10 protein-coding genes are annotated in these 7,167 nt (G+C 67.7%); 5 read left to right on the forward strand and 5 right to left on the reverse strand.

All coding sequences use genetic code 11. From position 1 onward, the window contains the following. The 3 genes from VNS22_RS01165 to VNS22_RS01175 all read left to right on the forward strand — a co-directional run. Window positions 1–408 (forward strand): extracellular solute-binding protein (locus VNS22_RS01165; RefSeq protein ID WP_325728754.1); only part of this gene is annotated, 408 nt, incomplete at its 5' end. A 93-nt stretch (window positions 409–501) separates the two neighbouring features. Further along, the gene (locus VNS22_RS01170) at window positions 502–1,386 is read left to right on the forward strand and encodes a sugar ABC transporter permease (protein ID WP_325728757.1); all 885 of its coding nucleotides are present in this window, start codon (window positions 502–504) and stop codon (window positions 1,384–1,386) included. Then, entirely contained in the window at window positions 1,383–2,213 is an 831-nt protein-coding gene (locus VNS22_RS01175) for a carbohydrate ABC transporter permease (protein WP_325728759.1), read from the forward strand. The genes VNS22_RS01170 and VNS22_RS01175 overlap by 4 nt, the downstream gene beginning before the upstream one ends. Window positions 2,214–2,222: 9 nt before the next feature. Here the strand turns inward: VNS22_RS01175 and VNS22_RS01180 are convergent, their stop codons facing one another. Together VNS22_RS01180 and VNS22_RS01185 are read right to left on the reverse strand one after the other, a co-directional pair. After that, complete coding sequence (locus VNS22_RS01180; RefSeq protein WP_325728761.1) at window positions 2,223–2,873, reverse strand: helix-turn-helix transcriptional regulator; 651 nt, start codon at window positions 2,871–2,873, stop codon at window positions 2,223–2,225. Between the two features lie 494 nt (window positions 2,874–3,367). Further along, window positions 3,368–3,856 carry a hypothetical protein gene (locus VNS22_RS01185; protein ID WP_325728763.1) on the reverse strand — a complete coding sequence of 163 codons (489 nt, stop codon included), beginning with the start codon at window positions 3,854–3,856 and terminating at the stop codon, window positions 3,368–3,370. Window positions 3,857–4,402: 546 nt separating this feature from the next. Between VNS22_RS01185 and VNS22_RS01190 the strand changes: the two genes are divergently transcribed. Both VNS22_RS01190 and hxlB read left to right on the forward strand, forming a co-directional pair. Continuing rightward, window positions 4,403–4,666, forward strand: a complete 264-nt coding sequence (locus VNS22_RS01190; RefSeq protein ID WP_325728765.1) for a hypothetical protein — start codon at window positions 4,403–4,405, stop codon at window positions 4,664–4,666. A 114-nt stretch (window positions 4,667–4,780) separates the two neighbouring features. Continuing rightward, the gene (gene hxlB / locus VNS22_RS01195; protein WP_325728767.1) at window positions 4,781–5,347 is read left to right on the forward strand and encodes a 6-phospho-3-hexuloisomerase; all 567 of its coding nucleotides are present in this window, start codon (window positions 4,781–4,783) and stop codon (window positions 5,345–5,347) included. Window positions 5,348–5,380: 33 nt separating this feature from the next. On the opposite strand, the gene VNS22_RS01200 is transcribed toward hxlB, so the two are convergent. The 3 genes from VNS22_RS01200 to VNS22_RS01210 all read right to left on the reverse strand — a co-directional run. After that, window positions 5,381–5,917, reverse strand: a complete 537-nt coding sequence (locus tag VNS22_RS01200) for a gamma carbonic anhydrase family protein (protein WP_325728770.1) — start codon at window positions 5,915–5,917, stop codon at window positions 5,381–5,383. A 51-nt stretch (window positions 5,918–5,968) separates the two neighbouring features. Next, window positions 5,969–6,448 carry a cupin domain-containing protein gene (locus tag VNS22_RS01205; protein ID WP_325728773.1) on the reverse strand — a complete coding sequence of 160 codons (480 nt, stop codon included), beginning with the start codon at window positions 6,446–6,448 and terminating at the stop codon, window positions 5,969–5,971. A gap of 113 nt (window positions 6,449–6,561) precedes the next feature. Continuing rightward, the coding region (locus VNS22_RS01210; protein WP_325728775.1) for a manganese catalase family protein at window positions 6,562–7,167 on the reverse strand (606 nt) is incomplete at its 5' end.

Here is a 7,167-nt window from a genome sequence, read left to right on the forward strand (position 1 = left end):
GACCTCAACTACGGCCTGGCGCCGATCCCGAAGGGCACCGTCCAGGCGACCTACGGCGTCACCGACACGATCATGATCTTCAAGGACTCCGAGCATAAGGAGGAGGCCTGGAAGTTCCTGGAGGAGGCGGCGTTCAGCGACAAGAACCGCATCGCGTTTTCCGAAAAGGAAGGCTTCCTGCCGGTGATGAAGGCCGAGGCCGCGGCCCCGGTGTTCGCCGACGACCCGCAGCTCAAGGCATTCACCGAGATGCTGCCTTACGCCAAGTTCGCGCCGCTGATCCCGAACTGGGAAGCCGCGTCCGACACGGCATCGGCAGCGCTGCAGCAGATCTATCAGGGTCAGGCCGAGCCGGAAGCGGCGCTGACCGACGCTGCTGCTAAGATCGACGAGCTCATCCAGCAGTAAGCTCAGCCGCCCGGCGGGCCATCAGGCACGAAACCTGCATGGTCCGCCGGGACACTTCCGGAGACGATGCGCTCGGATGAGCGCGGAGCCACCATGCTCGACCGCACGCGCACCCTGACGGCCCTGCTGCTGATCCTGCCGAGCTTGGCGCTCAGCCTCTGGATCATCGGCTATCCCATCTACGATGTCGTCTATACCTCGCTGCATGAGGTGAACCGGTTCGGCAAGGTCCGGGACTTCGCCGGCCTCGCCAACTTCGCCAAGCTGTTCGCGGACCCGATCTTCTTCGCCTCCTTGTGGCGCACGGTGCTCTGGACCGTCACCGTGGTGGGCGGCGCCATCCTCTTGTCGATCCCGATCGCGGTGATGCTGAACGAGGATTTCTACGGCCGGGGCCTCGCCCGGGTGATCGTGATGCTGCCCTGGGCGATCTCGCTGGCGATGACCGCGATCGTCTGGCGCTGGAGCCTGAACGGCCAGTACGGGATGATCAACGCCACCCTGTTCCAGCTGGGCATCCTGGACGGACCGGTGGAATGGCTGGCGAGCTTCGACACCGCCTTCCCGATCGAGATCGCGATCGGCATCCTGGTCTCGATCCCGTTCACCGCGACCGTGCTGCTGGGCGGGCTGTCCTCTATCCCGGCCGACGTCTACGAGGCAGCCACCATCGACGGCGCCACCGGCTGGCAGCGCTTCCGCTGGATGACCCTGCCGCTGATGAAGCCGTTCCTGCAGATCGCGATCGTCTTGAACGTGATCAACGTGTTCAACTCGTTCCCGATCATCTGGGTGCTGACCCAGGGCGAGCCGGCGAACTCGACCGACATCCTGGTCACCTATCTCTACAAGCTGGCGTTCCGCTACGGGCGCCTGGACACGGCCGCGGCCATGTCGCTGATCATGTTCGCGATCCTGCTGATGTTCACCGCCGCCTATATCGTCCTGGCCAGGCGCTCCGAGGAGAAGGGCGCGTGACCCGCAAGCTGAAGCGCTCCATCCTGTTCTGGCTGGTGCTGGGTCCCTTCGCCGTGGTGGCGCTGTTCCCCTACGCGGTGATGCTGAGCACCGCACTCAAGCCCGGCGACGAGATCTTCGTCTTCCCGCCGACCTGGCTGCCGAGCCGCCTCGCGTTCGAGAACTTCGTCGAGATGTGGAGCGCCACCGGCTTCGGCACGGCGCTCGTCAACTCGCTCCTGATCGCGACTGCGGGCACCGTGCTCTCGCTGCTGGTCGCGATCCCCGCCGCCTACGCCCTGGCGCGGCTGCGCTGGCATGGCCAGGGACTGTACCGGCAGTTCCTGCTGGTGGCCCAGATGCTCTCGCCGATCGTGCTGGTGATCGGCATCTTCCGACTGATGGCGGCGATGGGGCTGGTCGACAGCCAGTGGGCGCTGGTGCTGGCCTATGCCGCCTTCAACCTCGCCTTCGCCACCTGGATGATGTCCAGCTACTTCCGGACGATTCCCAAGGAGATCGAGGAAGCGGCCTGGATCGACGGTGCCACCCGTCTGCAGTCGCTGGTCCGGGTGTTCCTGCCGCTGGCCCTGCCGGCCCTCGCGGTCACCGGAATCTTCACCTTCATCAACTGCTGGAACGAGTTCGTGCTGGCGCTGACCATCCTGCGCTCGAACGAGAAATACCCGCTCACCCTGCAGATCTTCACCCTGGTCGGCGGCGCCTACAAGATCAACTGGCACCATGTCATGGCCGCGACCTTCGCGGCGACCGTACCGGTGGCGGTGGTGTTCGCGCTGCTGCAGCGCGCCCTGGTGCGCGGCCTGTCGCTGGGCAGCGTGAAGTAGGCCCGGCATTCAGACCGCCGCGCGCACCCGGTAGGCGCAGCGGCGGCCACCCGCGGCGATGTGCTCGATCCGCCGGATCTCGACCTCCGGCCCCAGCAGCTCGCCGAACATGGCCAGCTCGGCATGGCACAGGGCTTGGCAGGCACCGGCGGCCGCCATGATCGGGCAGTGTTTCTGGACCAGCAGGAGGTCGCCGCCATCCTCCTCCAGTTCCGCCATGAACCCCTCGTCTGCGCGCAGCCGGGCCAGGGCAGCCAGGCGCGCTGCCGGCTCGGCCAGCCCGGCGAGCGCCGTCCGGTAGCGGTCGGCACTGGCCGCCGTCCAGGCCTCGATCAGCGCCTGCAGCCCGTCGCTGCCGAACAGGGCGGGCACGGCCGCCAGCAGTTCCAGGGCCAGCCCGGCATGGCGATCGGGGAAGCCCGCCTGCCCTTCGGCCGTCAGATGCCAGTAGCGCCTGGGCCGACCCACGCCCTCCCGCCGGTCCTCGAACGCCACCAGGCCAAGGGCCAGGAATCGATCCAGATGCTGGCGGACAGCGGAGGAGGTGATCGACAACCGGTCGGCCAGAGCAGCGGCGACCTGCGGTCCGCCCGACTTCAGGGCGTGCAGCAGCCGGTCGGCGGTACGGTCGGTGGTGCAGGGGGTTGGTGGCGGCGTCATCGCCCCAGGCTAGCGCAGCCGACCGGATCGACACCAAGATGGATTAAGATCGCGGCCGGTTCGCGACGAACCCCGCCGGTCGGGGCCGCAGGCCGGGGCGAGGCGGCGATTCGCCCGTCTGGTCAGCAACGCCTCGATCCCCCGCATGCCACTGCCTCGACCGACGGGCAGCCCGGCATGCCCGCGGCAATTGCCTGGGCGGCATCGTGCAGCGGCGTCACGGCCCGGTCCGCTTTCGAGGCCCGAGCAATTGTTCGAGATCTGAAGGAGTATACGTCTCGACCTGACAGTTGAATGGCTTCGTTCCGTCACGTGCCGATGGCGGATCCGATGCCCGGGCAGCTCAATTTGGCAAGTTTCAGCTTGCTCAACCCGCAAGCGAGATGATCACCGCCGCCCCGGCGGCATCGCAGCGCTGCCCGTCGTGACAGTGCCGATGCAATTCCTAGTCAGGCCGGCTCCTGCCGTCGCGGCGCCAGCCCGGCCCGGCAGGCTCAGGACCAGGGCACCAGGTCGATGGTGAACGCCTCGCCCGAATGGCCGAAGCCGGCAAAGCGCGCCCGCTCGCGCGGCACGCAGTACGGGCCGTGGCGCGGCTCGATCTCCCGGTGATGGAAGGCGATGGCACGCACCACCCGGTGGCCGTCGATGAACGCGAACAGCCAGTTGGGCTGCGGGATCGCCACCGGCCCGCCCGGCAATTCCACCGGCTCCTCGGGCAGCCCGCCCGCATGCAGCGCCTCGCGCAGACTGGCGTCGTCCAGCTCGAACGGCTCGATCACGCATACGACCTGCCAGGGGAACGCGGTCTCGCCGGCCAGGTCCACCTGCGGGCTGGCAGCCAGATGAGCCTTGAACTGGCGGGCAAACGCCCGATCCTCCGCAGAGATGGCCACGCTCTGGTTCGGCACCACACCCCAGAGCACGTTCAGGCCCAAGTGCAGCATCAGGGCGGCGCTGGCGAGAAACAGACCGCCTGCCACCAGCAGCCAGCGCCGATGCTGCCGCCGCCCGGAGCCGGCGGTCGGGCGCGGGGGGACGGATGAGGATTGAGCGCGGGTCATGAGGCTGCCTGGCTTGGGACGAGGGCGGAACTGGCCAGCCCAGGCATAAGCCTGCCACCGGACACGCGGCCAGCGCTATCCGCTTGGCGAGGCAGGTGGGACCGGACGACCCCTCAGATGAGCGCCGAACGTATGGTTGATGAAATGCATGTTATCAAGACACCACGACGCTCCGGAGCAATCGATTGCACGAGCCGGAAATGCGACTGAATTCCCTCGACTTGATGCCGGAAAGAGCCGATCTGACGGCGGGTTGCTTGGTTCGGGCGGTCACCCCGCTTCGACGAGTTCGCGTGTTGCGCGACTTGTCCGTCCGGTCAGGAAACGCCTGGACATGCCTCAGACGATATTGTTCACTTCTGTTGTGTTTCGGGTTACCCGTTACTCCACCAGGACGTGCACATCCCTGGGTGCCTCAGCGGTCCAACAGCTCTCGTGTCGATTTCATGAGTGGGAGATGCGCAAATGAGTCAGGCACTCCAAGAACATCGTCGGCGCTTGGCCGAACGCGGCATGAAGCGAGTCGAGGTTTGCGTGCGCGAACCTGACGTCACCTTGATCCGCCGGGTCGCCAAGGCACTGATCAACGATGACAAGACCTCCAAGGGTCTCCGTGCCGCCATCGACAGCGTCGTGCCGCAGCGCACGCCGATCACCTTCAAGGAATGGCTGATGTCCACCCCGGCCGATGGGGATGAATCACCGATCAAGGAGAAGTCACGCGGCTGACGCCGTCAGCCGGCCGCAGCGACCGGGCCCGTCTCCAGAAGGCGGGCCCTGGTCATGCCGGCCCTGGAACGCTAACCCTCCCGGCGCCGCAAAGGCCCAAGGGAGGATCGACACTTGACCGGACTGTCCATGCACCAGCTTGCCCAGGGTGCCTTGCGTGAGCTGGGCGAGGTGTTCAGCCGGCTGCCCGAGGACGCAGCCGACGGATTGCTCGACGCCATCGTGGCGGCACGGACGGTGGCGCTGCACGGCCTCGGCCGCGAGGGCCTGCAGATGCGCGGCTTCGCCATGCGCCTCTTCCATATGGGCCGCAACGTCCATGTGGTGGGCGACATGACCGTGCCACCGCTCGGCCAGGGCGACCTCCTGTTCGTCTCGATCGGGCCCGGCAAGCTGCGGACCACCGAGACGCTCATGCAGATCGCCCGCGACGCCGGTGCCAGGGTGGCGCTGATCACCGCCCAGCCGGAAGGTCCGGCAGCACGGCTGGCCGACGTGGTCGTCCATCTGCCGGCACAGACCATGGCCGACGATCAGGGCAGTCGCCAGTCGGTGCTGCCGATGGGCTCCCTGTTCGAGACGGCGCAGATGCTGTTCTTCGAGTTCGCGATCCTGAAGCTGCGCGAGCGGGTCGGCGAGACGGCCGAGTCCATGCGGGCACGGCACACCAACCTGGAATGATCCCCCGCCGGCCGCTGTCTTGGCCGAACGGCGCTAGCCGAGCGGCCGCAGCTGGCGGCGGAACTCGGCGCTGCGCTCGACATAGAACCTGGCGCCCTTGCGCATCCGCGCGCGGTCGGCCTCGGTCAGGGTGCGCACCGGCTTGCCGGGCGCGCCCAGGATCAGGCTGCCCTCCGGCATCTGCTTGTGCTCGCCGACCAGCGCCTTGGCGCCCACCAGCGTGCCGGCACCGACCACCGCGCCGTTCAGCACGACCGCGCACATGCCGATCAGGGCACCGTCGCCGATCGTGCAGCCATGCAGCATGGCGAGATGGCCCACCGTCACGTCACGGCCGATCGTGAGCGGATAGCCAGGATCGGTATGCAGGACGCAGTTTTCCTGCACGTTCGAGCCCTCGCCCACCGTGATCGGCTCGTTGTCGCCGCGCAGCACCGCGCCGAACCAGACCGAGGCGCCCTTCTCGACCACGACCTTGCCGATCAGCACCGCACTGGGCGCCACCCAGGCCTCCGGGTGCACCTGCGGGGTGTCGTCGCCCAGGGCGTAGAGCATGTCGAAGGCCTCCATCCGCGAGATCGTTGCCTGCGGCATAGTGCGAACCGCTGCGGATGGGAACGCTCAGCGGGAAGGCAGGAGCGGCTCGCCCACCAGGGTGAAGCCGTGACCGGCAAGGCGGCGATTGATTTCCTTGGGCGTCGGCCGGCCGGCCCGGAGCAGTTCGGCCAGGTCGAGAAAGCACTGCTCGCCGGACTTGGCCGGGGTCAGGGTGAACAGGAGCCGGCCGGACGTCACGCCCAGATTGGCGAACGCGTGCGGGACGCCGCGCGGGACCACCGCCACGTCGCCAGCACCCACCCGCCATTCCGCATCGCCCACCCGCAGAAGGTAGCTGCCCTCCAGGAAGTAGAAGCATTCCTCCTGGTCCTCATGGACGTGCAGCGGCGGGCCGCTGCCCGGCCGGGTGACCTCCTCCATCAGGCAGATGCCGGCGCCGGAAGCGGCGGCCGGGATCAGGACGCGCAGCTCGATGCCGAGCAGGGACAGGTCGATCTGCGGGGCATCCAGACCGTTGCGGACGAACGGCGGCAAGGGGCTCATCTGGTTCTCCGGGAGGATCCGCGCGCTGCCAGCACGGCCGGTTTGCCGGATTCCGTAGCCGAAGGAGGTGCCGCTGGCCTGTGACGGAGATCACAGGCCAGCGGCAGCCGGCCCTAGAGCTTGCGTTCGATGGCGCCCTCGACGCCGCCGATCACGCCGGTCATCCCCGACTTCGAGGTCTGGTCCGCCTGCGCGCCGGAATCGGGCCGTGCCGGCGCCAAGCTGGGTATGCCGCCCAGCGGCTCGGATACCGCTGCCGAAAACTGCCCCTTGCCGTCCAGGCTGGGGCCGGACGTCCAGCGGCCCTGCGGAACCGAGCCGTCCTTCATGTGGCCGAGATAGACATAGGAATATTCCTGGTGCTCCTGCTCCTGCGGGAAGCTGTTCGGGATCGGGAACTGCTTGGTCGGCCCGCCCAGTTCCTCGATCACCGCCAGCCACTGCTGCTGGTGCATGGTGTCGCGCGCGATCAGGAAGGCCAGCATGTCCTTCATGCCGGGGTCGTCGGTCATGTTGTAGAGCCGGGTCGCCAGCACCCGGCCGGTCGATTCGGCGGTGGCATTGGCCATCATGTCGCCGGCGATGTTGCCCGACGCATAGATGTGCGAGCAGTCGAACGGCACGCCGTCGGAGTTCACCGGCATCGCGGCCAGCCCGGCCGACAGGATGTGCCGCATGCTCATCCCGTTCAGGACCGAGCCGCCGACCGCGTCCTTCGA

The sequence above is a fragment of the Geminicoccus sp. genome (assembly GCF_035556675.1).
In the GTDB taxonomy this organism is placed as follows: Bacteria; Pseudomonadota; Alphaproteobacteria; order Geminicoccales; family Geminicoccaceae; genus Geminicoccus.

What these genes read in the sequence shown, in the direction of transcription:
- VNS22_RS01170 (WP_325728757.1), top strand. Translation starts at nt 502, where the DNA reads ATGCTCGACCGCACGCGCACCCTGACGGCCCTGCTGCTGATCCTGCCG.
- VNS22_RS01180 (WP_325728761.1), bottom strand. Translation starts at nt 2,873, where the DNA reads ATGACGCCGCCACCAACCCCCTGCACCACCGACCGTACCGCCGACCGG.
- VNS22_RS01190 (WP_325728765.1), top strand. Translation starts at nt 4,403, where the DNA reads ATGAGTCAGGCACTCCAAGAACATCGTCGGCGCTTGGCCGAACGCGGC.
- VNS22_RS01200 (WP_325728770.1), bottom strand. Translation starts at nt 5,917, where the DNA reads ATGGAGGCCTTCGACATGCTCTACGCCCTGGGCGACGACACCCCGCAG.
- VNS22_RS01205 (WP_325728773.1), bottom strand. Translation starts at nt 6,448, where the DNA reads ATGAGCCCCTTGCCGCCGTTCGTCCGCAACGGTCTGGATGCCCCGCAG.